The 26,451-nt window shown below is 37.8% G+C and carries 24 protein-coding genes; 16 read left to right on the top strand and 8 right to left on the bottom strand.

Going from position 1 to position 26,451, the window contains the following annotated elements; genetic code table 11:
• Positions 1–153: 153 nt before the first annotated feature.
• Together M030_RS0120230 and M030_RS0120225 are read right to left on the bottom strand one after the other, a co-directional pair.
• A complete protein-coding gene (locus M030_RS0120230; protein ID WP_027375065.1) occupies positions 154–1,197 on the bottom strand; it encodes a helix-turn-helix transcriptional regulator in 1,044 nt (347 codons plus the stop codon).
• A 33-nt stretch (positions 1,198–1,230) separates the two neighbouring features.
• Positions 1,231–1,566, bottom strand: coding sequence for a HopJ type III effector protein (locus M030_RS0120225; RefSeq protein WP_171032612.1), 336 nt, complete (start codon positions 1,564–1,566; stop codon positions 1,231–1,233).
• Between the two features lie 163 nt (positions 1,567–1,729).
• Between M030_RS0120225 and M030_RS0120220 the strand changes: the two genes are divergently transcribed.
• The 3 genes from M030_RS0120220 to M030_RS0120210 all read left to right on the top strand — a co-directional run bounded on the left by M030_RS0120220 (position 1,730) and on the right by M030_RS0120210 (position 6,528).
• Positions 1,730–3,112 carry an RtcB family protein gene (locus M030_RS0120220; RefSeq protein ID WP_027375063.1) on the top strand — a complete coding sequence of 461 codons (1,383 nt, stop codon included), beginning with the start codon at positions 1,730–1,732 and terminating at the stop codon, positions 3,110–3,112.
• A gap of 315 nt (positions 3,113–3,427) precedes the next feature.
• Positions 3,428–5,179: a hypothetical protein gene (locus tag M030_RS0120215; RefSeq protein WP_027375062.1), complete on the top strand. Its 1,752-nt coding sequence runs from the start codon at positions 3,428–3,430 to the stop codon at positions 5,177–5,179.
• A 152-nt stretch (positions 5,180–5,331) separates the two neighbouring features.
• Positions 5,332–6,528 (top strand): DUF1566 domain-containing protein, encoded by a 1,197-nt coding sequence (locus M030_RS0120210; RefSeq protein WP_027375061.1) that lies wholly within the window; start codon positions 5,332–5,334, stop codon positions 6,526–6,528.
• A 65-nt stretch (positions 6,529–6,593) separates the two neighbouring features.
• On the opposite strand, the gene cobC is transcribed toward M030_RS0120210, so the two are convergent.
• From cobC to cobT, 3 genes are read right to left on the bottom strand one after another with little or no spacing between them, the layout of a single operon-like run.
• Positions 6,594–7,148, bottom strand: a complete 555-nt coding sequence (gene cobC, locus M030_RS0120205; protein ID WP_027375060.1) for an alpha-ribazole phosphatase family protein — start codon at positions 7,146–7,148, stop codon at positions 6,594–6,596.
• Positions 7,133–7,915, bottom strand: coding sequence for an adenosylcobinamide-GDP ribazoletransferase (locus tag M030_RS0120200; protein ID WP_228375306.1), 783 nt, complete (start codon positions 7,913–7,915; stop codon positions 7,133–7,135). Before M030_RS0120200 ends, cobC begins: the two co-directional genes overlap by 16 nt.
• On the bottom strand, positions 7,916–8,920 hold the full coding sequence (gene cobT / locus M030_RS0120195; RefSeq protein WP_027375058.1) for a nicotinate-nucleotide--dimethylbenzimidazole phosphoribosyltransferase: 1,005 nt from the start codon (positions 8,918–8,920) through the stop codon (positions 7,916–7,918).
• Between the two features lie 306 nt (positions 8,921–9,226).
• Between cobT and M030_RS0120190 the strand changes: the two genes are divergently transcribed.
• The 3 genes from M030_RS0120190 (at position 9,227) to M030_RS0120180 (ending at position 13,571) form a co-directional block, all read left to right on the top strand.
• Positions 9,227–9,973, top strand: coding sequence for a DNA polymerase beta superfamily protein (locus M030_RS0120190; RefSeq protein WP_027375057.1), 747 nt, complete (start codon positions 9,227–9,229; stop codon positions 9,971–9,973).
• 151 nt (positions 9,974–10,124) lie between these two features.
• Positions 10,125–12,440 carry a glucosamine-6-phosphate isomerase gene (locus M030_RS0120185; protein ID WP_027375056.1) on the top strand — a complete coding sequence of 772 codons (2,316 nt, stop codon included), beginning with the start codon at positions 10,125–10,127 and terminating at the stop codon, positions 12,438–12,440.
• A 66-nt stretch (positions 12,441–12,506) separates the two neighbouring features.
• A complete protein-coding gene (locus M030_RS0120180; RefSeq protein WP_027375055.1) occupies positions 12,507–13,571 on the top strand; it encodes a DNA polymerase beta superfamily protein in 1,065 nt (354 codons plus the stop codon).
• A gap of 79 nt (positions 13,572–13,650) precedes the next feature.
• Here the strand turns inward: M030_RS0120180 and M030_RS0120175 are convergent, their stop codons facing one another.
• Positions 13,651–13,995 carry a TfoX/Sxy family protein gene (locus tag M030_RS0120175; RefSeq protein WP_027375054.1) on the bottom strand — a complete coding sequence of 115 codons (345 nt, stop codon included), beginning with the start codon at positions 13,993–13,995 and terminating at the stop codon, positions 13,651–13,653.
• Between the two features lie 166 nt (positions 13,996–14,161).
• On the opposite strand from M030_RS0120175, the gene M030_RS0120170 reads away from it, so the two are divergent.
• The 4 genes from M030_RS0120170 to M030_RS0120155 all read left to right on the top strand — a co-directional run bounded on the left by M030_RS0120170 (position 14,162) and on the right by M030_RS0120155 (position 19,143).
• Complete coding sequence (locus tag M030_RS0120170; protein WP_027375053.1) at positions 14,162–14,677, top strand: DUF2975 domain-containing protein; 516 nt, start codon at positions 14,162–14,164, stop codon at positions 14,675–14,677.
• A gap of 1 nt (position 14,678) precedes the next feature.
• Positions 14,679–14,882: a helix-turn-helix domain-containing protein gene (locus M030_RS0120165; protein ID WP_002980904.1), complete on the top strand. Its 204-nt coding sequence runs from the start codon at positions 14,679–14,681 to the stop codon at positions 14,880–14,882.
• 140 nt (positions 14,883–15,022) lie between these two features.
• Positions 15,023–15,895, top strand: coding sequence for an ABC transporter ATP-binding protein (locus M030_RS0120160; protein WP_027375052.1), 873 nt, complete (start codon positions 15,023–15,025; stop codon positions 15,893–15,895).
• A 2-nt stretch (positions 15,896–15,897) separates the two neighbouring features.
• Positions 15,898–19,143 (top strand): M1 family aminopeptidase, encoded by a 3,246-nt coding sequence (locus M030_RS0120155; RefSeq protein WP_027375051.1) that lies wholly within the window; start codon positions 15,898–15,900, stop codon positions 19,141–19,143.
• A gap of 149 nt (positions 19,144–19,292) precedes the next feature.
• On the opposite strand, the gene M030_RS0120150 is transcribed toward M030_RS0120155, so the two are convergent.
• Positions 19,293–21,533 (bottom strand): polyribonucleotide nucleotidyltransferase, encoded by a 2,241-nt coding sequence (locus tag M030_RS0120150; protein ID WP_027375050.1) that lies wholly within the window; start codon positions 21,531–21,533, stop codon positions 19,293–19,295.
• A 446-nt stretch (positions 21,534–21,979) separates the two neighbouring features.
• On the opposite strand from M030_RS0120150, the gene M030_RS0120135 reads away from it, so the two are divergent.
• The gene (locus tag M030_RS0120135; RefSeq protein WP_228375304.1) at positions 21,980–23,398 is read left to right on the top strand and encodes a sugar MFS transporter; all 1,419 of its coding nucleotides are present in this window, start codon (positions 21,980–21,982) and stop codon (positions 23,396–23,398) included.
• A 313-nt stretch (positions 23,399–23,711) separates the two neighbouring features.
• Positions 23,712–24,068, top strand: a complete 357-nt coding sequence (locus M030_RS0120130; RefSeq protein WP_027375048.1) for a DUF4260 domain-containing protein — start codon at positions 23,712–23,714, stop codon at positions 24,066–24,068.
• Between the two features lie 111 nt (positions 24,069–24,179).
• On the opposite strand, the gene rpsO is transcribed toward M030_RS0120130, so the two are convergent.
• On the bottom strand, positions 24,180–24,449 hold the full coding sequence (gene rpsO, locus M030_RS0120125) for a 30S ribosomal protein S15 (protein WP_027375047.1): 270 nt from the start codon (positions 24,447–24,449) through the stop codon (positions 24,180–24,182).
• A gap of 183 nt (positions 24,450–24,632) precedes the next feature.
• Here rpsO and M030_RS0120120 point away from each other — a divergent pair, with 183 nt between their 5' ends.
• The 4 genes from M030_RS0120120 (at position 24,633) to M030_RS25650 (ending at position 26,314) form a co-directional block, all read left to right on the top strand.
• The gene (locus M030_RS0120120; RefSeq protein ID WP_027375046.1) at positions 24,633–25,181 is read left to right on the top strand and encodes a hypothetical protein; all 549 of its coding nucleotides are present in this window, start codon (positions 24,633–24,635) and stop codon (positions 25,179–25,181) included.
• A 196-nt stretch (positions 25,182–25,377) separates the two neighbouring features.
• Positions 25,378–25,533, top strand: coding sequence for a hypothetical protein (locus M030_RS25660; protein WP_155857854.1), 156 nt, complete (start codon positions 25,378–25,380; stop codon positions 25,531–25,533).
• A gap of 138 nt (positions 25,534–25,671) precedes the next feature.
• The gene (locus M030_RS25655) at positions 25,672–25,815 is read left to right on the top strand and encodes a bacteriocin-like protein (RefSeq protein ID WP_155857853.1); all 144 of its coding nucleotides are present in this window, start codon (positions 25,672–25,674) and stop codon (positions 25,813–25,815) included.
• 352 nt (positions 25,816–26,167) lie between these two features.
• Positions 26,168–26,314, top strand: coding sequence for a bacteriocin-like protein (locus M030_RS25650; RefSeq protein WP_155857852.1), 147 nt, complete (start codon positions 26,168–26,170; stop codon positions 26,312–26,314).
• Positions 26,315–26,451 lie beyond the last annotated feature (137 nt).

Below are 26,451 nucleotides of genomic sequence, written 5' to 3'. Positions count from 1 at the left end.
TAAAAGTAGTTAGAATTTAAAATTATTGAAAAGAGACTGTCACCTTATGTACAGTCTCTTTTTTTTTGTGATTAATTTTCTTATCTTAAAAACTTGGGAATCCGGAACATTTACTATATCATTTAAATGCCACACAAGGACAATATTTTTTGTTTAACCTTCATTTTTTGTACCCGGTTCAGTTTCTTCAGGTACAATCAGATTTTGGTAATTTGTACTTGCTGTCTTGAATTTTTCTTCCATTCTCAATCTTAATTTTCTGGGCTTATGAACAAGCAGAGAGTCCCCAAAGCCTAATAATAATCTCTCCAGCTCGAAATTAATCTGAACGCAGATTTTAAAAAGAGTTCCTTCTTCATTTTCACTTACGATTTCCTGGCTTCTGTGCAATGGCTTTGTTTTCACATAAGGTGCGTTATGGGCATCTACCCAAAAAACAACATTCCTGGGAGCCAGCGATTCTGAAACAGTAACTCCTATAATATCTTTAAAATAAACATCCCCATCCAGCTCTTTATCAATATATTGGTGTTTTTCCGCTACTTCGATAGTCTCCATTCTGTCTAAAGCTAGATTATACATTTTCTGTTTATAGAGGCAAATCAGAAACCAGCGGTTATTGAATTCCTTCAACAATTGCGGATGAACTGTATACACGCTGGATTCTCTTGCAGTAAAACTTTTATATAGAATTTGTAATACCTTTTTGTTGGCTATACTTTCATACAAAATATCAATATGCTCCAATCCTTTCAGCTGTTCATTTTTATCCAGGTGAATAATCGATTTCTGATTTGTGGAATGAATGGAATCTTCCAGTTTTTGAATAACCCCGTTCATCTCCTTGAACATTGAAAAATCTTTAAACTGCTTTAAAATCTGAACCGCATTATTCATTGCTTTCAGATCACTTTCATTCACAGAAATATTATGAATGCTGTATTCCGGATCACTGTAACGGTAATATTTCCTTTCATATACTTCAATAGGCGCCTCATACCCGAATTTTTCACTCCTCATATTCTGAAGATCAAGCTGAATTGTTCTCTTGCTGACATAGGATTCCTTGCCTTCAAACTCAAAAAGGGCTTCGGAGCATTCATCAATAAGATCCTCCAGGGTATATTTCCTGTACTTGTTTTTAAGACACTTGTCCAGTGTTTTATAGCGAATCAGCGCGTTTTTATTGGATGACATGATGTTTAGTTTTAATTGATCTTCTGCGGAAATTTACTTTTTCACTACCGCATCCCCTTCAAAAGTAATCCCTTCCCAGCCGAACTCCATAAAGTTTCTGATATTCTGATGATCGGTTCCATCCGGGTTCTTCAAAACATCTTCTCTGTAAAAATCGCCGAAAAGATAAAGAGTCTGTTCTTTTGAAATACCTTCATATGCAGCAAAACCGAAGATCTTGCAAGAGCCGTTGTTCTGCCCTGCTTCATTCATGATATTTCCGTTTTTAAAAGCTGTCGGAACAAAGTGATAATGTTCATCAATATAAGCAATCACATCGTTAAACTGAATGGTTTCAGGAAAATGTTTTAATTGTTCTAATAGTATCATAATGGTAGGATTTTATTTATTAACGTATATAGCAGATCAGTAATTTTCCCCACTGCTGAATCTGCTTTTTTAAAATTTTTGTAAAAATAATTAAAAAAAAGATATGTACGCAAAACTATTGCGCAATAACGTAATTACTTTGCACTATCAAAATGACAAAACAATGGAATTTAATGGAAATCACTTAATTGAATTAGGATATAGACCAGCTAAATGGTTTAAAGATGCCATTATCTATATCAACGAAAATAATCTGGATGAAATTCAGATCAAAGAATACCTTGAACAGTTTAAACAACCGGACCTGATGCCTCTTCATGAAACAGCTAAAGATTTTATTATCAATATCAGAGCTGAACATGAAAGTGAAACAGACAATGTAGAAAAAGTAATCAATACGATGAATATCCTGATGAAAACACCTACCTTGATTAACGGAGCTATTATGCCGGATGCCTGTCCTACAGGACCTGCAGGTCAGATTCCCGTAGGAGGTGTTGTGGTGGCTCAAAATGCAATTCATCCGGGATTCCACAGTGCGGATATCTGTTGTTCCGTGATGTTGACTGATTTTGGTAAGATCAATCCAAAAGAGGTGCTGGATGCGGCTCACGCTGTGACCCATTTCGGATATGGAGGAAGACCGAGAGGAGAACAGATGCCCATGTCTCAGGAATTGATGGACGCATTCAGAGCCAATGACTTCTTAAATGATGAAAAGCTGATCAGTATCGCCCGTTCTCATATGGGAACACAAGGAGATGGAAATCACTTCTTATTCGTAGGAACTTCAAAAAATACGGGAAACACGATGCTGGTAACCCATCATGGTTCGAGAGCACCGGGTGCTGCATTATATGATAAGGGAATGAAAGCAGCCAACAGATTCAGAATGGATATCTCTCCTGAAACCCTGAAAGAAAATGCGTGGATCCCCTATGATACCGATGAAGGAAAAGCCTACTGGGAAGCGCTGCAACTGATCAGACAATGGACTGAGGAAAACCATACTTCTATTCATGATGCCGTTCTAAACAAACTGGAAATGGAGAAGGAAAACCGTTACTGGAATGAACATAATTTTGTCTTCAAAGACGGAGATTTGTTTTACCATGCGAAAGGAGCTACTCCACTGGATGATAAATTCATGCCTGATATTACGGGACCAAGATTGATTCCGTTGAATATGGCAGAGCCTGTACTAATTGTTCAGGGAAAAACCAATGAAAGAAATCTGGGTTTTGCCCCACACGGAGCGGGAAGAAATTTCAGCAGAAGTCAGCATAAAAAATCAATGGCTCATAAAACGACGGAAGAAATTTTTGAAGAAGAAACAGCAGGATTGGATATCCGTTTTTATTCTAATGAAATTGACATTTCTGAGTTGCCAAGCGCTTATAAAAGTGCTAAAAACGTAAGAGCACAGATTGAAGAATACGGACTTTGTGAAGTCCTGGATGAAGTGATGCCTTACGGATGTATCATGGCCGGCGATGTGGAGAAAAATGCACCGTGGAAGAGAAAAAAGAAATTCAGAAAAGCATAAACTCAATATATAAACCTGACAGGTTTTGAGAGCTGTCAGCTTTCCGGAAACAAACAGGATGGGCAGGAGCTCAGCAGGCAGAACAACAATCACTGTGCGCCATTGGCAGATAAAGTTCCTTTATTCGTGGGACGCAGGTTGGAAGCCTGTCTTCCCGGCAAAATGAAAGTATCCTGTCAATAAAAAATAAGGCAAAGGGAGTTCCTATACAATTTGGATTCTACTCCCCGCTTTTTCAAAAATTATAGGTAAAAGGAGTTCCTATATCATTTTTCTATTAAAAAATCTACTCCTCACTTATTTAATTTTTATATCATGAAAACACTTAAATTATTTAATGCCGTACTGGCTAAAAAATCTGATGAAAAACCTTTCATTTCACAGGACGGATTTGTAATTGAACCTGATGCACTTTGGGCAAAAAAACAGATCATCAAATATTATTCGAAAGAAAAATTAAATGGAAATGACCTGAATAAAACCTTCCATAAATCGTGGGAGAAAATTAAAAACAGTACAAGATTTGAACTGTTAATGGAACAGATTCTTCACTATTCTTCTACGTACGGAAGTCATTTTCAGGATGAGATCTACATTCCTGATGAAGTGTTGAACGTTCCTGGAATGAAGCTTAGTTTTAAAGTAATCAAAGCCTATTCTCCTGATGAAATGACAGTAAAATGCCTGTCATTATTACAGTCAGGGATAGCTTTAACTGAAGAAACCATTGATGACCTGTTCTATATTTTAACGGAAGAACTTGAGTATGAATTTACCGGAAAAGAAAATATCAGAAACAAAGAAGCGATGGTAAGAATAGCTGATCTTTTTGAGATCTATCCTGAAAATCCTGTCGAATTTCTGAGATATGTTATTTTTAAAACAACAGATACCAGTCTTTTGATTAAAAATCAGGAACTGATTGAAAATATCAAATTAAGTAAATTTGATCCATCTGACCTGTTTGAAACATTCGGAACTGAAAAGCTTGCCGGAATTTTCAATAGATTCAAGCCCTTATTTCTGGCCTACAAAAACAGGTCGTCAAAGACGGTCAATAAGATTTCAAAACTGTCAAAAATATATCATCAGCCTTTGGTTTCAAACCCATTGAATGATGCAACAAGTACTTTATTGATAGAAAGTGATAGACACTGGCTGGAACATGCAACACCGTTTGCATTGTTTAAAGCATTATCGGCTTGTTATCAGAGAATGTATGGTCAGAATACTTTCGTCTATAGGATAAGAAACGGGAAATCATGGGTAAAAAACGGGAAAAACACGGATGTCAATGAGATGAATTATGATTTTATCCTACGGTATTTACAATCCAGATTTGATTTCTCAGGAAAGAAATTCTATTTCCCAGAAAATGTAGATTACGGACTTCCCACCTCTGAGAAAATGTTTGTAGGAAATTTCCCGACAGGAACAAGATTTACAGGGGAAAAACTGGCAGTGGGAATATACTGGGAAAATGCATGGGGAGCCTATGACCTTGACCTTTCCGGCCTGAATATCTCAGGGAAAACCGGATGGAATGCCGCCTATAATCAGGGAAACGGAAGTTTAATGTACTCGGGAGATATGACCTCCGCGCCTAAAGGTGCTGTGGAATATCTCTACGCCAACAGAGGGCTGAATACTCCTACGCTGATCATGAACAATGTTTATTCGGGAGCATCGGATTGCGGATATAAAATTGTTGTGGGAAAAGGAGATGATATTTCAAGAGACTATATGATGAATCCTGATCATCTGTTTGCTGAAGTGAAATGTAAGTCGGTACAGAGACAAACAATTCTAGGAATGCTGCTACCAAAAGGTGAAAACCAATGCTTTGTGCTGTTGAATTTCGGTTCAGGCCAGGCTCAGGTTTCCGGAAACTCTAAAGTGGCAGCTATGGCAACAGAAGCTTTGTATCAGCAATGGTATGAGCCTCTGTCTTTCAATGAGCTGATCAGAGAATTAGGAGCTACAGTGACCGCAGAAAAGTCAGAAGCCGATTTTGATTTTTCTCTTGAAAATCTTGAAAAAGATAGTTTTACTAAAATTTTCAGATAATAAATGCGCCATTTAATTTTATTGAATGGCGTTTTTATATTGATCCTTTAAACGACATAACCAACTCACAAACAATCTATCAGCATTTGTTCAGCCGGGGATATTTTTATACCTTTGCCGACCTTAAATAATAAACAAAAAAACTTTTAATCATGAAGAAAATAGTATTCGTAATGTTAGCCGTTCTCACGCTCGCGTCATGCGGATCAGACGGAGGCAGGGATAATGACAACGGGTCAAACAATACAGCCAATGCAGCTCCGAAAGTTGTCACAGGCACTCCCATCATCGCGAACGCCCAGTTCAAATTTGCAGGAACAGTAACTTCCACGGGATCTGGTTATTCAAAACGTGGGTTTTGCTGGAGCAAAAACATCAATCCGACGATCGGCAATTCAAAATACATTGAGGAATTTACCAATACTACAGGTGATTATCAGCTGATGGCTACTTATAGTACAGATTTTGATAAATCGACCACTTATTATGTAAGAGCTTATGTTCAGGCCTTTAACGGGGAGGTCATCTATGGAGATAATGTATCGTTCATGACTCCTGCAAAAATGGATATTACCTTCAAGATGGCTAAAGAGATATACACTACTTCAGCCACTTTAGTTACAGAAAAGATTTCTGTAAATTATCTTGAAAGTTTCTTTCCGAACGAAAAAGGTTTCTGCTACAGAACCAGTACCGGAGTGGATATTGCCAACGGTCAGACTGTCAAAGTTGACAATCCCGGTAATTATTCACCGTATGAGCTGGAAGTGACAGGATTGCTTCCGAACACAACCTATTATGTAAAATCCTATGTAAAAGAAGGGTCTAATGTATATTATTCAGCTGAAAAAACCTTTACCACAGCCGGAGCGATAGGAGCTTCAGGCGGATATATTTTCTATGATAAGGGAGAAGCTACGGATGGCTGGAGATATCTGGAGGCCGCACCTGCCAATCTTACTTATAACGGCTCGGTTAAAGTACAATGGGGATGTCCTTTCGACGTTGTGAATCAGACACAGTCGGTGATGGGATCAGGACCGGCTAATACGGCAAGGATTATTTCTCAATGTTCCGAAGCCAACTGTGCGGCGAGACTATGTGCCAATTATACTGTGAATGGCATCACAGGCTGGTTTTTACCATCTGTAGAAGAACTTAAAGCATTTTATAAAAGTTCAAAGAATGTTTACACGATCGCTACCATTCAATGGAATGACTATTACTGGAGTTCTACCGAAGTACCGGGCCTGAACAAAGCGACCCTGATAGACGGATTTAACGGATACCTTTCAAATTACGAAAAAGATTATAATAAAGTGATGGTAAGACCTGTCAGAAGGTTTTAAAAAATACTCTATAAAAATGAAACCGCCGGTATGGGCGGTTTTTTTATTTTAAAACATAGATGTTTCTAAACATTTATTGTGTGAATTGAAAATACCTCTCCCTCCAGTTTCACAATACCTTTTTTCCCATAATCAATTCGGATATTAAACATATTTTCCAGAGGAAACTGAAGTATCGACTGGATAACCAGACGAATAACTCCGGCATGGGTGATGATCAGAATTTTATCAATATTCTGGGTTTTTATCAGTTCACTCCAAAAATTGAGTACCCTGGCCTGCATTTCAAGCAAATTTTCTCCTTCCGGAGTTTTTATACTGACAAAATCTTTATACCAGGGATTAATTTCCTGCTCAGGAATTTCAGTCCATTTTTTCAGTTCCCAGTTTCCGAAATTCATTTCCCGGATTCTTTCATCAGTTTTATAATTAAACTTAAAATGCTCTGCCATAAGGCAACAACGCTGTGACGGACTTGAAATTACCAGATCAAAATCATGATCAAGATCAAGGCTTTTAAAGTCTTCATCATAGCTTTGTTTTAAAGGCATTTCAGCAAAACCGTAACATAGGTTGTCAGGATTGTCGACAGCTGTATGACGAATCAGATGAATTTCCATGCGATAATTGTTCCCAGATAAAATAATACTTCACAAACCTGTTGTACAGCACCCAGACAATCTCCGGTATAGCCACCGATATGTTTTTTAAAATACCATCCCATATAGATTTTACCGGTATAGGCCAGAGCAAAAGCAAAAACCAGTCTCCAGTCCGGAATTAAGGCAAAGGAAATCAAAACACTTAGAAATCCAACAGCCAACGCTACTCCATCCAAAGGCTTATTGGCCAGCGGTTTGGATTTGCTGACATCTATATCCGTTACATACTGATGCGTGTAGATCATGGTGCCAGAAATAAAACGGCTTGTCGTATGAGCCAGAATAATAATTGCTAAAATTTTACCCAAATCAGCAGTTCCCAAAGTCTGAATACTGAAAAATTTCAGGGCAAAGAGCAGAATAATCCCAATGGTTCCATAGGCTCCTACCCTGCTGTCTTTCATAATGGTAAGAATCTTTTCTTTTCCGTAGCCACCACCAAAACTGTCACACATATCTGTAAAACCGTCTTCGTGAAAGGCTCCGGTCAGCAAAACACTGATGATCATCATGAGGACAATTCCAATTTCAAGGTTAAAAAGCTGAGCTGAAAAATACAAGACTACTGCATTGATCAAGCCCACCAGCATACCCACCCACGCAAAATATTTTTGAGATTTATTCATAATCTCCTTGGAATAAGGAATTGTAAATGGCACCGGAATCCTCGTGAAAAACATCAGAGCCGTTGCAAAATAAATCAGTTCGTTTTTCAGGATCTTCATTTATTCTTTATTGGAAACATGAGCATCTTCAAAACTGGACATTTCATTCAGGAAACCAACTGCACTCCGGATAATCGGATAGGCTAATGCACAGCCGGTTCCCTCTCCCAGCCTTAAATTCAGGTTGAGTAACGCTTTCTGCCCCAACAAATCTATCAGCTGAAGATGGGCATTTTCATCACTTACATGGCAGAAAATACAATTATTGAGGACTTCAGAATTCTTTTTCCAGACAGCGGCAACGGCAACACTAGCAATAAATCCATCCACCATGATCAGCATATTCTGATCGAAAGCCTCTTCCATAGCGCCCATCATCTGTGCGATTTCAAGTCCGCCAAAAATCCGGGCAACTTCATCCGGTGTTGCTATGTCGGGATATTTTATAATGGCCGTGGAAAGAATATTGACCTTGTTGTGTAACTGGTCATCATTCAAACCGGTACCTCGTCCGATACAACTGGCAACTGGTAAACCAAACAGCTGGCTCATCATCAGTGAAGAAGCAGAAGTATTTCCAATGCCCATTTCTCCAAAACCGATGATATTACAGCCTGTTTCTGCGATCTCTTTCACGACCTGCCTTCCATTTTCAAGAGCTTTCAGGTATTCTTCAGGCGTCATTGCAGGCTCTTCCAATATATTACGGCTGGACTTCCGGACTTTTTTATCTATCAAAGCAAGGTCTTCAGGAAAATCAAAGTTTACCCCGGCATCTACAATCTTAATTGCAATACCGTTTTGCCGGCAGAAAACATTGATGGCTGCCCCGCCACCCAGAAAATTCATCACCATTTGGTAAGTAACTTCCTGCGGATAAGCACTCACACCTGCTGTAGCAATCCCATGATCAGCTGCAAAAACAACCATATGGGGAGCTATCAACTGAGGGGAAGTCGTCTTCTGGACCATACCTATTTTATGGGCTAAGTGTTCAAGATATCCTAATGCTCCTAAAGGTTTCGTTTTAAAATCAATTGTATGCTGTAATTCGTTTGATAACATGGATGTATAAACTTAGTAATATTAAAATAGAGAAAGTACAATATTAGTGAAATAGGCCGTTTTATACAATGTAATGGGAAGAAAAAGGTATAAGACAGATAGACGAAAGACGAAGAGATAAGGGACAAGCAACCAGCAAAAAACTTGGACCCGATGCAGCTTTACATCTTAAACCTGGAACTTTAAAATCCGGTTACTGCAGAATCCTGCAACTCAAAGCAATCTATTATACTTTTCTTCGTTTACAAACACTACGTAATTACACTGCGTACTTCTTTATTTACTTTGCATTATAAATCGAAAACAATGACACCGAAAATACTGAAAAAAATAAAAGAAGTTGAAACGTCGAAGGGCGTAGAAGTCCTTTTGGCTGTAGAATCAGGGAGCAGGGCATGGGGTTTTGCATCTCCTGACAGCGACTATGATATACGCTTTATATACAGGCATGAAAAAGACTGGTATCTTTCGCCCTGGGATAAAGATGAAACTATAGAATTTATGACGGAAGATGATCTCGATGGTTCCGGATGGGACCTTAGGAAAACCTTTCATCTTCTCCTGAAATCGAATGCGGCTTTGTTAAGCTGGTTCTATTCTCCTATTGTGTATATGAAAAACGAAAGATTCGTAGAACTTTTCAAACCATTGGCAGATGCCTGTTTTTCTCCGATAGCTGTTTCTTACCATTATGTAAGCATGAGTAAAAAGTATCTTGAAGGCTGCAGAAACGATGAAGTAAAGCTGAAAAGTTACTTTTATTGTCTTCGGACGGCATTAACAGGAAAGTGGATCATAGACAAAGGAACAATTCCTCCCGTATTGTTCAGTGACCTTCTTGTCTTAACAGATGATGCAACCAGACGTAAAATAGAACACCTGGTTGCTTTGAAGGCCACCAAGGGAGAGGCTTACTTTCATGCTAATGATTGGGAATTGTTTGACTTTTTAGAAAAGACCATACAAGAAAACGAGAATAAATCAAAAAGTCTGCGAGGAAGTAATGCGGATAAAGTTGAGATGGAAAGGATTTTCAGGGAGATATTAAAATAATTATCCAATAGATCAGGAGGCCGGTAAAGCTTTTTTGTTTCACCTCTCTCTGCTTTTTATTAACAATTATTTATTCCAAACCGGTAATAACAGCCATTGCGGATCAGAAATTTATCAATACCTTTAAGTAGCCTTATCAAAGAACATAAATATGGAAAACAAAAACTTTACGCCTGTAGAACAATCATTTGTAACAGATCTTTCGAAAAACAGCAGTACCCATATCGCTTATATTGCGGTCGATAATTTCCCTAATCTGGGGATGCTGACAGCCCTTAGATTTCTGGAATGGGTATCTCTAAACCCCAAAGGGGTCATCAGTTTACCAACAGGAAAAACTCCGGAATATTTCATTTTCTGGACAAAGCATATCCTTGAAAACTGGGAAAAAGAAGAGATTGCCGAGCTTAGAAAAAAGCATCGTTTAGGGAATGTTAAACCTTCACTCTCCGAGCTTCATTTTGTGCAGATCGATGAATTCTACCCTATCAGATCATCTCAGGCTAATAGTTTTTATCATTATGTCAATAAATATTACATCGAAGGCCTGGGGCTGAAAAGAGAAAATGCGATCCTGATCAATTGTGATGAAATTCCTCTGGCTGAAGGTAAAAGCTTTGAAGAAATTTTTCCTGATCATAAGGTCAATCTTGAATTAAGGTATTATGAACCGGAAACCCCCTTCGAAAAACTACAGAAAGAGTCTATTTTTCTCATCGATAATTGGTGTTCGGAATACGAACAGAAGATCCGTAACCTGGGTGGAATCGGTTTTTTCCTTGGAGGAATAGGTCCTGATGGCCATATAGCGTTCAACATCAAAGGTTCTGATCCTTTTTCGACCACCCGACTGACCTCAACGAATTTTGAAACACAAGCCGTTGCAGCAGGTGACCTTGGAGGAATTGAAATCTCCCGGGAACGGCTGGTCATCACAATAGGACTTGAAACCATTACCTATAACAAAGATGCGGTTGCCATTATTTTTGCCGCTGGAGAAGCCAAAGCTCCTATGATAAAAAATGCGTTGGAACTTCCGCCCTCCAATTTATACCCTGCATCAGTTCTTTCCAAACTGCCCAACAGCAGGTTTTATATCACGTTGGGAGCAGCGAGTATGCTGAATGATTTTATTGACGATTATTATCAATCCGGAAGCTGGTCCCAGGAAAAAACGGATAAAGCTGTCATGCAGCTGACTCAAAAACTCAACAAATATGCAGAACATCTTACCATCGGGGACCTGCGATCTGATCCCCATACCCGGCTCATTCCAGGCCTTGATGAGAGTACGGTGCAATCTGTCATCACTTCCATTGAAAATAAAATAAAAAAAGGGACGGAGCAGCTTACGCACGAAGTTTTTTATCACACAGGGCCGCATCATGATGATATTTCACTCGGGCTTTTACCTTATATCCATTACCAGTCCCGTAACGAAACCAATACCTCTCATTATTCTGTACTGACATCAGGTTTCACGGCTGTAACGAATAAATTTTTAACGGATATCCTTAGAGATACCCTCTCTTTCATTCAAAAAGGAGACGTGGAAATGATTAATTATCCAGACTTTTTTGAAGTGGGATACAAAAATAAAAGGGATAAAGATGTCTATCATTACCTCATCAATATAGCCTCTGAAAATGCAACAGAGAGGTCAAGAGCAGTATCTCACAGAATGGTAAGAAACATTGTTGAGCTTTGGAATATTACAAGTCAGCAGGAACTGGAAGAGAGAATCAATGGGATTATTTCTGTGGTCAGATCAAGCTATGACGGTCAGAATCCGGAACCGAAAATCCAGACCCTTAAAGGAATGATCCGCGAATATGAGGAAGAACTGGTATGGGCTCATTTTGGGGTAAGAACAAAAAATGTATCTCACCTGAGACTTGGTTTTTACACGGGTGCTATTTTCACTGAAAAACCCAACAGGGAAAGAGATGTATATCCCATCCTGCAGGAGTTGAGAGCCATCAATCCGACCGTTATCAGTCTGGCATTTGATCCTGAAGGAAGCGGTCCGGATACCCATTACAAAGTTTTGCAGGCTATTGCGGCGGCAGTACGGGAATGGAGTAAAGAAAAAGACCTGTCACAGCTTAAAATATGGGGGTACCGAAATGTCTGGTATCAGTTCAATGCCGCTGATGTCACTCATATTTTCCCTGTGTCACTGAATGCCATGAGCACAATGGACGAAAGCTTTACCAATAGTTACCTGAGCCAGGTGAATGCCTCTTTCCCGAGCTACCGGTATAATGGAAAGTTCAGTCACCTTTCTATACAAACATGGGTAGAACAGCTTCAGGCTTCCCAGTTGATATTGGGAAAACCATACTTCTACGACAATGACAGTCCACGGTTAAGGGCTACCCACGGATTACTTTTTTTTAAGGAAATGGATGTGGAAGAATTCCTGCAGACAGCCCGGGAACTGGAACAATCAACAGAAGGAGTATAAGTAATTCAGATCCAAACTAAAATACAATGCCGGAGAAACAAATAATATTTTGTTTCCGATATAATCATGACAATACAAGACTTAAAAAATAAAAACCTTATTCTCTTTGAAGCTATTTCCGGAAGCCGTGCTTTCGGACTGGATACTGAAACCTCGGATACCGATATCCGCGGGGTATATTATCTGCCAAAAGAAGATTTCTTCGGACTGAACTATATTCCGCAGGTTTCTAACGAGACCAATGATATCATCTATTATGAAATCGGAAGATTTGTGGAACTGTTGCAGAAAAACAATCCCAATATTCTGGAAATTCTGGCGAGCCCTGAGAATTGTATTCAATACAAAAATCCTGTAATGGATCTTTTAAAACCTGAAGATTTTTTATCCAAATTATGTAAAGATACTTTTGCCGGATATGCCATTTCTCAGATAAAAAAAGCGAAAGGTCTCAACAAAAAAATTGTAAATCCTATTGAGAAGGAAAGAAAATCTATTCTTGACTTTTGTTTTATTCTTAAGGGACAAGGCTCCGTACCGTTAAAAAACTGGCTTTCAGAACAGGGAAAAACTCAGGATCTTTGCGGATTGGTCAATATCGATCATACCAAGGGAATATTTGCTTTATTTTATGATGCTTCCCAAACATTAAACTACAAAGGAATAGTTCAAAATGAAGAGGCTAATCAGGTTTGCGTATCATCTGTTCCAAAAACTGAAAAGCCCTTAGCTTATCTCTTCTGTAATCTTGATGCCTACTCTACATACTGCAAAGATTACAGAGAATACTGGAAATGGGTGCATGAACGAAACGAAGACCGTTATCATGTAAATCAGGAACACGGACAGAATTACGACAGCAAAAACATGATGCACACCATCCGTTTATTGCAATCGTGTGAGCAAATTTTTAAAACCGGTTCGCTTAGTATTCGGGTAGACAATCGTGAAGAACTGCTCAATATTAAAGCCGGAAATCTCCCGTATGAGATGCTGATGCAAAAAGCAGAAGCTCTGATACAATCCATCGATTCCTACCATACTACATCCGATCTTCCCGATGCGCCCAATTTACAAGAAACAACTCAAATTCTGGTTCAAATAAGAGAAAAACTATACAGAGATCAATAACGAATAACAGAGTGGAGAGTCACCATGACGGCCTCCCACTCTCATATTCCAATCTAGGATATCCAAAGACTTTTCATACTTACTTCTTCTTCGAAGCTTTTGCAACCGGATTATAATCAAGGCAGATTTTTATCCAATATTCAAAATCATCAGGTTGGCGAAATCCGGCAGGCTCTACGTAGCAATAACCCGGAAGCTGCTTGCCCCTCATGATCATAGGCAGAAAACCTTTTCGTTCCGAGACCACATCTTCCAGTTCAGGGTTATAACGGCACATAAGATTTTCATGACTGATATTAATGCACATTTTACCATTAATCAAAAATGATAAACCACTGAACATTTTCTTCTCTTCCACTTCAATATCAGGAACTTTCGCCAGCCGTTCACGAACTCTGTCGGCCAACTCAATATTGTAAGCCATGGTTTTATTTTTTTATCAATTAAAATTACTTAAAAACAACGTTCAACACTGTCTTTTACCCATATTTTTTTAATACGTCTATCTTTCTGAAATAATATTTTATTTAAATTAATTATTGTTTTACGATAATTAATTATACATTTGCAATATAAATAATGATCATGACATGAACCAGACCAAAATTATTTCAAAGATTTTATTTTATATCTGCACCCTACTTTCCGTTGGATATTTAATAACATTTGTGTATTCCATTCTCTGCCTGGCTACAGACTTTTCGGTTACCCCTTACCAAGGCGGGCAATATCTTCATATCAATTATCCGTTTACAGAAAGTCCTTTTCTGAATATTGAGAACAATTATCCATATATTTTCTTTTCATTTCTCCTGGTTTTAGCTTCTTATGGCATCTTTTTCTGGCTTTCCGCTAAAGTTTTCAGGGTATTTTTTCAGGATAAGCTATTCACCAGAGAACATATACAAAAGCTCAAGAGATTTTACCTGTATAATATTTTCATTCCGCTTCCCGTAGTTATGATCGCGAGTTTCTTTGTAGAAGTGGAAATTTTTATATGGGGCCTGGTGTTTATTCACTTTATGCTTGGAATTTTCTGTCTGTTTCTTGCTAATATCTTTAAGCAAGGGCTACATTTGCAAAACGAACAAGACCTATTTATATAAAATGCCAATTATAGTCAACTTAGATGTGATGCTTGCCAAACGAAAAATGCAGAGTAAAGAATTGGCAGAAAAACTGGGAATCACCCCTGTAAACCTTTCTATCCTTAAAACCGGAAAAGCCAAAGGTGTCCGTTTTGATACGCTGGAAGCCATCTGTAAAATCCTTGAATGCCAGCCCGGAGATATTCTTGAATTTAAAGAGTAATTTACCCTGAAGGACCTTGAGATTAAATCATCTTCTCTTACCTTTTAACTTCCGGCCTTAAGTTTCAGACATCACAAGAGATCCATTAAAAATGAGCTGCCAAAAGGTGGCCGGTCATTCTATTCCCCAAACACAACCTTATGAATACATTAACCATCAACAACCTAAGCCTTACCTACAAAAATGGCTTTCAAGCTATTAAAAATATTTCTCTGGAAATCAACAATGGCATGTTCGGTTTATTGGGTCCCAACGGAGCCGGAAAGTCTTCTCTGATGAAAACCATTGTCGGGCTTCAGAAACCTACATCGGGAACACTGCTTTTCAATGAGGTAGATATTATCAAAAATCCTGATTATATCAAACAGAATCTTGGATTTCTTCCTCAGGATTTTGGAGTCTATCCAAAAGTATCAGCTTATGATCTATTGGAACATATAGCCATATTAAAAGGTATTACCGACAAAAATAATCGTAAAAATCAAATTCTGGGCCTGCTTGAGAAGGTCAATCTTTCTGATTTTGCTAAAAAAGAAGTACACACCTTCTCCGGAGGAATGAAGCAGCGTTTCGGCGTAGCTCAGGCATTATTGGGAGATCCGAAGATTATTATTGTGGATGAACCTACTGCAGGACTGGATCCTGAAGAACGAAACCGTTTTAATACATTGCTCAATGATATCAGTCAGGATGTGATCGTTATTCTGTCCACTCATCTTGTTGAGGATGTCAGAAATCTTTGCTCAGAAATGGCGGTGATGAATCACGGACAAATTCTCAGAAAAGGAAATCCTGGAAAATTAATCGCAAAGCTGGAAAATAAAATCTGGTCAAAACCGATTCACAAAACCGAACTGGAAACCTATAGTTCCAGCTATGAAATCATCAGCAGACAGCTTCTCGAAAGAGAGCTTCATATTACTGTATTTTCTGAAGAATCTCCGAAAGATTTCAGTTCCGTAACTCCTTTATTGGAACACGTTTATTTCCATACACTCACCCTAAAACCTTAATCATGAACACTATATTTTTATTTGAAGCCGGACGCTCTTCCAAGCACTGGCTCACCTATCTTGTGGCCTTACTTCTGATAGCTCTCGGTATTTTCTGCGGAAATCAGTTCAATCTTTCAGTAGGAGAAGGAATTTATTTAAACTCGCCCTATACCATCAGTTTTATGACCGGAATGCTGAGTCTTTCCATTATTTTATTTGCCACAGTCTATGCTTTGCAATTGCTTTTTAAAGATCATGATACCCGTTTTGCAGTGATTCTCTTTTCGTTTCCTGTGTCAAAGCTGACATATCTAACCGGAAGATTTACCATGTATTTTCTAAAGACCTTCATTAGTTTCTGTCTCATGATGAGCGGGTTTATTATTGGTCAGCTCCTTCGCACGGGAAGTGAAATGCAAGAAGGGTTCAGGATCATCTACTATCTCTATCCGATATTGATTTTCGGCCTTATCAACAGCCTTTTAGTCTGCAGCTTTCTTTTTCTGATTGCCCTTAGTGTTCGTAAAAAGTTATTCGTCGTTATATCCGGTTTATTTCTATACATACTTTATATGATTGTTTTACTATTTTCCAATTCACCTTTTATGACCGGAAGTATTCCACAATCATTGGAAGCGCAGCAATTTTCTGCGGTAGCAGATCCATTCGGGCTTTCTTCTTATTTTTTTGACGCAAGAACAACCACTGTTCTTCAAAAGAACACAGAGCCTGTTCATTTATCAGGGTATCTGTTATTAAACAGAATACTATTCGTACTCATATCCGTAATTTTTATCTCCCTGTCTATCCGGCTATTTTCTTTCAGCAGTTTCGCCGGAAAAAAGGGAAAAAAGATATTGAAAGTTTCAGATCTTTCATCAAGATCATTGGTTTCAAAATATCAACCTATTGTTCCTGACTTCGGTTTAAAAGCTTTTATAGCCTCTATATTTTCTTATGCAAAAATTGATCTCATTTACCTGTTTAAAAGCATTACCGTACCTGCGATATCGATTCTCTTACTTTTTTGCATTGGAATGGAGCTGTATGCGGAAATTGAAAAAGGCATTCGTATTCCTCAAAAATATGCAAGCTCGGGTCTTATGGCAACCACGATCTCTGAGAATTTTCCTTTATTCGGATTACTGATTTCCGCTTATTTTCTCAATGATCTGTACTGGAGAAGTCATTCTTCAGCATTCTGTATGATTGAAAACACTGCTTTTCTCCGTAAGAACAAACTTTCCGGGCATTTAATTGCGATCAGTATCCTGCTATTCCTCCTGACAGGAATTCTGATTGCCCAAGGGATTATTTTTCAGGCGGTATATCAGTACTTTTATATTGACTGGAACGCTTATCTTCCCGTCTTTCTTTTTACTACTTTTCCTCTCATCTTATTTTCCGGCTTTATTCTGTTGATCAATGACAATTTCCGGAATAAGTTTGTTGCCCTGGGAATATCTGTTTTCGCTGTTTTAGTGTTGGCAGGTCCTGCTTCCGGCAAAATCCTTCCTTATCCCCTTTTGAGGATTTTTTCAGACTTTAAGGGCAGTTACAGTGATTTTAACGGGTACGGAACTTATATGTTGGCTTTCACTCAAAGACTGGTCTTTGGAGTTGGTGTAATTGCTTCTTTATGGACGATCAATACATTCATTATCTCCAAAAGACGAATTCTTCTTCATGCTGTACTTATCACTATTTTGCTAATTTTCGGATTGTTCGCAGGAATGTATTTCATGAAAGGTTACCTTCCCAAAGATGAGGATAAAATAGTGATGGAATCTGTTGAATATGAGAAAAAATACCGCAAATATGAAAATCTGCCACAACCTGATATTACCGATGTTACTACAGAAATTAAGCTTTATCCTTCAGAAAATGCCTATCAGATTACCGGAAAATATACAGTGCGTAACCAAACCGGCCAGCCTGTTCATAAAGTTCTCATCAACTTTCATCCTGATTTACATGTGGAAAATGCTACGTTTATATTGGGTAATGAAGTTATAAAGGTCAATGCTGCCACGGCAGAGATTATGCTAAAAAATCCTATGCAGCCCAATGATACAGGCCTACTTAATTTTAAATTATTTTATAAATGGTATGCAGTCAATGGTCATCAGTCTTTCAATGCGATCATTGGTGACGGTTCTTTTATGCGCATCAGCAGGTATTATCCGACCCTCGGTTATCAGAAGCACAACGAGGTTCAGGATCAACAACAGAGAAATCACTTCCAGCTGGGAAAACTCACCCCAATGAAAAGCCCTGAAGATCCTGAGGTATTTAAAAAAGACTTCATCAATCTGGATATGACCATTTCTACAGAGAAAAATCAAACCGCCATCGGAACCGGAGATCTGGTAAAGAAATGGACAAAATCAGGGCGTCTTTATTTTAAGTACAAAGCAGATCAAATTCCCTTTCGTTTCGCAGTCTCTTCAGCTAACTACAGAATAAAAAGTGAGCGCTATAAAGGAATTACCATCAATATCTTTTATCACCAAAAACATTTTGAAAATGTAAATCATCTTCTGAAAAATGCAAAGCTTACTTTAGATTACTGCCAGCAAAATTTCGCAAAATATCCTTTTAAAACCATCAGTTTTGCAGAAATTTCTTCATTTACAAGAGGTTTTGCCGCTACAGCTTATCCTTCTGCGATCTTTATGCCCGAGGATATGATTTTTCACGCCAATATCCAGGCGGATAAGAAGCAGGATGTCATCAATGAGCTTGCAGGACACGAACTTTCTCATCTTTGGTGGGGTAACAACCAGATTGATCCGGATGAAAGAGAAGGATCAGTAATGCTTACCGAAACACTGGCGATGTATACAGAAATGATGCTGTATAAAAAAATGTATGGCAGGGAAAAAATGATGGAAAGAATACTGGTACATCAACAAATTTACAATAATGAAAAGGGCCTTTCTGAAAACAGGGCTATTTACAAAGCAACCGGAGATGTTCCACATATCGCATATTCAAAAGGAGCCGTTGCTATGGTACGATTGAGTGACCTGTTAGGTGAAGATAAACTCAATATGGCTCTCAAAAATTTTCTTAACAACAACCGGTACCCTAAGAAACCGACATCAGTAGATTTACTTAATGAATTCTATAAAGTCTCACCTGATCCAGATATCAGAAAACAGATTGATTTTCTATTTAAAACCACCAGAGATACACCTGCATCCAGCACATCTGAAAGTGTTTCCGTAAAAGAAAAAATGAACAGTCCTATCGACAGTTTTTAATCATTGTACAGAAGATTTTATAGTAAAAAAAGATTCCAGTGTGGGTCATGCCAAATACTTTCTGAGATTGCTTTACCTTCGGTTTGCAATGACTTATAAAAACAAGAAATCCCTCGTATTGAGGGATTTCTTTATACTAAGAATTCATCTTATGCTTCTGTAGAAGGAGTTTGGCTTTCCGCAGGTTTTTCACCCTGTGGTTTTTGTCCTTCCGGTCTTCTTTGTCCGTCCGGCTTACCCTGACCTTCTGGTCTTGGTTTTCCTTCTGGTCTTGGAGGTCTTGGTAATAGAACTTTACGGGAAAGTTTCATTTTCTTACGATCATCGTAACCCATAAATTTAACTTCTACTTCATCACCTTCTGCGTAAGGAACTTTGTCTAAACGGGCCCATTCAATTTCAGAGATGTGAAGAAGTCCTTCAGTTCCCTTAGCAATCGCTACGAAAGCTCCGAAGTCCATTACTTTTACCACTTTACCTTTGTATACTTCACCTACAACCGGTACGAAAGTAATTTCGTTGATTTTGGCAACAGCAGCATTGATTTTCTCTCTGTCTGTTCCTGCAATCTCGATACGACCGATCTCACCAATTTCTTCAATAGCAATAACGGTATCCGTATCTTTCTGCATCTGCTGAATGATTTTTCCTCCAGGTCCGATTACCGCACCGATGAAGTCTTTAGAGATCTCCATTACTACCATTTTCGGAGCGTGAGGCTTCACATCTGCTCTCGGCTCAGAAATAGTTTCAGTGATTTTATTTAAGATGTGTAATCTTCCGTCTCTAGCCTGCATCAAAGCTTTTTCCATGATATCCATAGAAAGTCCCTGGATTTTAATATCCATCTGACAAGCTGTGATACCGTCTGCAGTACCTGTTACTTTGAAGTCCATATCTCCAAGGTGATCTTCATCTCCTAAGATATCGGAAAGTACTGTGAATTTACCTGATTTTGCATCCGTGATCAATCCCATTGCAATACCTGAAACAGGTTTTGTAATTTGTACTCCGGCATCCATCAATGCTAAGGTACCTGCACAAACTGTTGCCATTGAAGACGAACCGTTTGATTCAAGGATATCGGAAACAACTCTGATTGTATATGGATTTTCTTCAGGAATAACTGCCTGTAATGCTCTTTGAGCAAGGTTACCGTGTCCAACTTCTCTTCTTGAAGTTCCTCTTAAAGGTCTTGCTTCACCTGTTGAGAATGGAGGGAAGTTATAATGCAGGAAGAATTTTTCGTCGTGTTGCGTGATGACGCTGTCTACCATGTTGGCATCTTTTACAGAACCTAACGTTACTGCCGTTAAAGACTGAGTTTCACCTCTTGTAAACACTGCAGAACCGTGAGCTCCCGGAAGATAGTCAATTTCTGACCAGATCGGACGGATCGTCTGAGGATCACGACCGTCAAGACGGATATTGTCTTCAAGGATCATCTGACGCATCGCTTCTTTCTCTACATCATGATAATATACTTTTACAAAAGGAGTTACTCTTTCCAATTCTTCTTCGTTATCAGCATACTGAGCAAGGAATTCTTCACGAACCGCTTTGAATTTTTCACCTCTCTCCTCTTTTCCGGATGGAGTTCTTGCTACTTCATATACTTTATCGTAAGTTTCTTTCCAAACTTTTTCACGGATTTCTTCGTCGTGAGTTTCGTGGGAATATTCTCTTTTAGGGAAAGCTTTACCAACTTTTTCTGCCAGTCTTTCCTGAGCTTCAATCTGCTTTTTAATTTCAGCATGACCGAAATTAATAGCTTCTAACATTTCCTGCTCAGAAATTTCTTTCATTTCTCCTTCTACCATTACGATTGAATCTTTAGTAGCTCCAACCATAATATCCAATTCAGAATCTTTTAGTGCTTCATAGCTAGGATTGATAGAAAGTTTTCCGTCAAATCTTACAACTCTTACTTCAGACATTGGTCCGTTGAAAGGAATATCAGTAATAGCAATCGCTGCAGAAGCAGCTAAACCTGCTAAATCATCAGGAATTGTTTTTCCGTCATAAGAAATTAAGGAAATCATCACCTGTACTTCCGCGTGGAAATCTTCAGGGAAAAGCGGACGCAGTACTCTGTCTACTAAACGCATTGTTAAAATTTCCTGATCAGATGGTCTTGCTTCTCTACGGAAGAAATTGCCGGGAATTCTTCCGCCTGCGTAGAATTTTTCTCTGTAATCTACTGTTAATGGTAAGAAATCTACACCGGGATTTGCTTCTTTATTGGCTACAACAGTTGCTAAAAGCATTGTTCCACCCATTTTTACTACCACAGATCCATCAGCCTGCTTGGCCAATTTACCTGTTTCAATAGTGATTTCTCTGCCATCAGCAAGAGTAATCAACTCTGTAAACGCTTGAGGTATACTCATAAATTTGTCTTCTTAATACTCCGTATTGAGTATGAATTAATATTTAAACTCTTTAAATTTCGTGTGCAAAGGTACTATATAATAATGATATATTAAATTTTTCGATTGCATAAATAGGCTGTCAAAATACAAAATTTTGGCTATCAGTTTTATGAAAGTTTAAAAACTTATCATTATTAATTTAAAAAACCGGTTCTTTATTATAAAAATAAAAACCGTTTTTTTGAATATATCTTGTTGATAAATCATGTTGTTTTTGTATTATTGTCTCAAAAAATGGAAATAATGTTTTTATATGATAAAAAATATACATTTCATTATAAAAGCCTTTAAAATAATTGCAAAAACAGGGGTTGATCCCTATATTTGCCCTACTTCACAAAATACAATGCTGTAGTAAAAAAGATAAGGACTTATACATCCTTACCACAGATAAATAAATGTTTATGAACAAAGAAGTACAACCGCAAAGCAGGAATTACACGGTCCCGTTGATTACCATCACCCTGCTGTTTTTTATGTGGGGATTCATTACCTGTATGAATGATATCCTGATCCCCTATCTGAAACAACTTTTCAATCTTACCTTTTTCGAATCCATGCTGGTACAGTTCTGTTTTTTCGGGGCTTACTTTATAGGATCGCTTATTTATTTTCTGATCTCTATTTCCAAGGGAGATCCCATCAATAAATTAGGATATAAAAAAGGAATTCTATTTGGAATTTTTCTTGCAGCTTTCGGCTGTATCCTGTTTTATCCGGCCGCTACTTTCTCCTACTATCCTTTGTTTTTAGGAGCATTGTTTATTCTGGGGCTTGGTTTTACCGTCTTACAAATCACAGCGAATGCTTATGTTTCTTTATTGGGTAGTGAAGAATCTGCTTCCAGCCGTTTAAATATGACCCAGGCTTTTAATGCCTTCGGAACAACAATTGCTCCGGTATTGGGAGGACATCTGATATTTGAATTTTTCTCATCTCCGGATGGCTCATTCAGTGCTGTAGCGACCAGAATTCCTTATCTGATTTTTGCGGGAATTCTTTTATTGGTTGCTTTATTGATTTCCAGGGTAAAGCTGCCGTCATTTCAGATAGGAGAAGAAGAAATCGTAAAAGGCTGGGGAGCTCTGGAATTCAGTCACCTTAAATTCGGAGTATTTGCGATGTTCTGCTATGTAGGCGGAGAAGTTGCAGTGGGAAGTTTTATCATCAGTTTCCTTGAACAGTCCCAAATTATGGGTTTTAACGAAATTATCAGCAAAAACTATCTTTCCCTATATTGGGGAGGCGCGATGATCGGTCGTTTCCTGGGAGCTATTTCTCTCAATCAATCATTAAGTCAGGGGAAAAAAGCAGTTTATATGTTGGGGGCAGCTGCAGCAGTTTTCCTTGTGATTTTCAGCATTGTGAATCTTACCTTTGCCCAGATCAGCTTTTTCCTGGTTTTTATTGTTCTTAATTTCATTGCCTTTTTCATCGGTAAAGCCGCTCCGGCAAGAACGTTATCTATTTTTGCAGCTATCAATGTTATATTGTTGATCTCAGCCATGGTGAATCATGGTGAGCTGGCTATGTACAGTATTCTGGGAATCGGAATTTTCAACTCCATTATGTTCTCTAACATTTATACGTTGGCCATTTCAGGCTTAGGAAAATATACGAGTCAGGGTTCTTCATTGGTTGTAATGGCTATTTTGGGAGGGGCTATCGTTCCTATTTTCCAGGGGTATCTTGCAGATCAGTTTGGCGTACAACATTCATTTATTATTCCTGTATTCTGCTATCTTGTGATTCTTATCTTCGGTGCTTATTGCACAAAATATCTAAGTCATGTAGAAAGTACGGAGGCCAAATCAGGGCATTAATATTACATAATATTTACTAAATATATTAACAGGCTGTTTCCACCGGGAAACGGCCTGTTGTTGTTTTTAACCACACAGGCAAATAGGATAGAAAAACGCTTTTTTATTCGTGCATTCGTGGCAAACCAATATGCTGATCACATATTTTATTGAAGATAAAACCCTTGCGCTTAAAAAATGAAGCTTAAAAAACTTTGTGTCTTTGCATTTTCCAATATTTTAGAGCTTCAAATTCCTTTAGTATACATTAGTGTGTAACTTTATTCCCAAAATCCCGACTTACCCTACACATCACCTAAATACCATAACCCTTATGAAAATCCAGTTAAATCTTGAATACGTGGCATTTTTAGTTCTTGGAATTGTAGCTTTTGCCCATACAGAATATTCCTGGTGGTGGTTTGCCGGATTTTTCCTTGCTCCTGACATTTCCATGTTGGGTTATACGGTTAACAACAAAGTAGGTGCTTTTTGCTACAATTTATTTCATCATCTCGGTGTGGCTATTATTGTTTATCTTGCCGGTGCGGCCTTATCTCTACCTTATTTACAAATGGCAGGAGCCATTTTATTTTCACACTCGGCTTTTGACAGGATATTGGGATATGGTTTAAAATACCCGGATAGTTTCCAGAATACCCATTTAGGGAAGATCGGGAAAAAAATATAAACTACGGACTCTTCTCCAGAGAAGTAAATTTACAGTTGACTGCTATAATTTCGGTATAATAAAAAAAGCAACCTCTTTCGAAGTTGCCTTGTTTTTGAAAATCTTTGTAGATTATTTTCTTAAACCTAGTTCAGCGATGATCGCTCTATATCTTGCGATATCTTTATTCTTAAGGTAATCTAGTAATCTTTTTCTTTTACCTACCAATTTCACCAAAGATTTTTCAGTTGCGAAATCTTTGTGGTTACTCTTTAAGTGAGCAGAAAGGTGGTTGATTCTGAAAGTGAAAAGAGCAATTTGTCCTTCAGCACTTCCTGTGTCTTGTGCAGATTTTCCGTGTTTTGCGAAAATTTCCTGCTTTTTGTCTGTTGTTAAGTACATTCCAATATTGTTTAATGATTATTATGTAACGGGTGCAAAATTACAACTATTTTTTGATTCTGCAAACATCTTCTCACATTATTGATTTCATAAATCAAATTTGATAGAAAAAAATGTTAAAAAATTCTTAATAAATTTTACAAAATTTAACGAAAAGGCAGTAATTTTGCATTCGAATTACAAATGAGAAAAATTATATTTTTTACAGCAGTTGTTAGTTTCTTATCAGTGGGCTTTACTTTGGTGAAAGCACAAAAAAGCGCTGAAGACAAAATAAGAAAGGTTCTATACTTCAATCCCGAGGTAGAGCCTGATATTGACGAAATAAAAGAGCCTACCAACAACGCCTTTTTCAGTGCTGTTTCTGATAATTTCAGTGGAAGAAAAAATAAAATGCTCCGGGCAGAAGTTCAGGTTGCATTTGATAGTATAGATAAGCAGACTATCACGGATTATTGTGTCAATAATGATGCTGATTTTGCTATTGTTTCCAAAGTTCGTTATTTCAAAGTGGGAATCGGAAAATATGTTTTCTCAAACCAGGTAGTTGTAAGCATGAAGCTTTTCGGTGCTGACGGAAATCTGATTACCGAATCTGACTATGATACCTACCGAAAAAATATGCGTTTACTGGGATCAACAGTAAATTCGATTAAAATAGGCACTGATGGAGCCATTAAAGATATCATCAAAAAACTCAGAAAACTGAAACCTGCAGAAACTGAACTTTAACAGCTGAAAATTTATAATATTTATCACGTATGGTTTGTGAGTAGTTTTCACCTTACCTATCAATTTTCTATTAAACTTTACATCCTTCCCGTTATCATCTTTTGCCGTTGATAGCCTCTACCCTGCTGAATATATCCAACCGACACCTGCCCGTTGAATCCCTTTTTAGATTTGATTTACAAAATATGTCATCATTATGAAAAATTCAAATTTAAAGAAGCTCAACAGAAATCAACAGAAACAGATTTCAGGAGCGGAAAGAGGTCTTCAAAAATGTACATATCCTTTTGAATGTCCCGGCGGATCATGTTGTTTCAGAGTGTGTATTTCTACTGCATGTCCGGATTTATAGACACTTCTCCCCGGATTTAGCCAAATAGTATTTTTTTAAAAACAATACAACCAACTGTATATCAGGTAAATATTTTCACCAATAAAGGAATAATTGAATATTTTTTACTATTTTGGTCTGATATTAAAACTAAATCATATGAAAAATTTAAAGAAGCTTAGCAGACAAGCGGCAAAACAGATCAACGGAGGAGCTCTTGCAAGATGTAGTAATACCAGACCATGTACCGTAGGTTGGTGTTGTGAGGGAATTTGTAGTCCACAAAGGTGTCCTATCAATTAGAAAAAATACATTTCAGCATCTGTTTTTAACAGGTGCTTTTTTGTCATACAAATTAAAAAACACACTACAATAATTTGATTTTCAATTAAATATTTTCACCAAACAATGAGTAATTAAAAATTATTTACTATTTTAGTACAAACATTAAAATCTAAATCATATGAAAAATTTAAAGAAACTCAGCAGAGAAATGACAAAGCAGATTAAAGGCGGAGGATTTCAAAGATGCAGCGATACAGATCCTTGTCCAGTAGGATGGTGCTGCAATGGTATGTGTAAAGAGTTTATCTGTATAGAGTAAGATGCAGTTTATCATTTTATTAAATTATCATTTCATCAAAAACCATATCGTATGAAAAACCTTAAAAAGCTCAGCAGAGAAGAGCAAAAAGAGATGAAAGGAAGCGGAATAATCAGAGGATGTACAGAACATTTTGAATGTCCGGGTGGATCATGTTGCAGAAACAGATGTGTTTTATACCCTTGTCCTCTGGAATAAATGCATAAGAACAACACCTGTTTATTACAAGTGACTTTTATGGCAGGTATTGCAATACACTCCATAATAATTTGATTTACAGTCAAATATTTTCACCCACCGTTGAATACATGAAAAATATTTATTATTTTAGTCAA

This window comes from Chryseobacterium sp. UNC8MFCol (assembly GCF_000482305.1).
GTDB classification, from domain to species: domain Bacteria; phylum Bacteroidota; class Bacteroidia; order Flavobacteriales; family Weeksellaceae; genus Chryseobacterium; species Chryseobacterium indologenes.
Note: the sequence above shows the minus strand (reverse complement) of the source record. Positions and strands in the feature narration are given on the sequence as shown.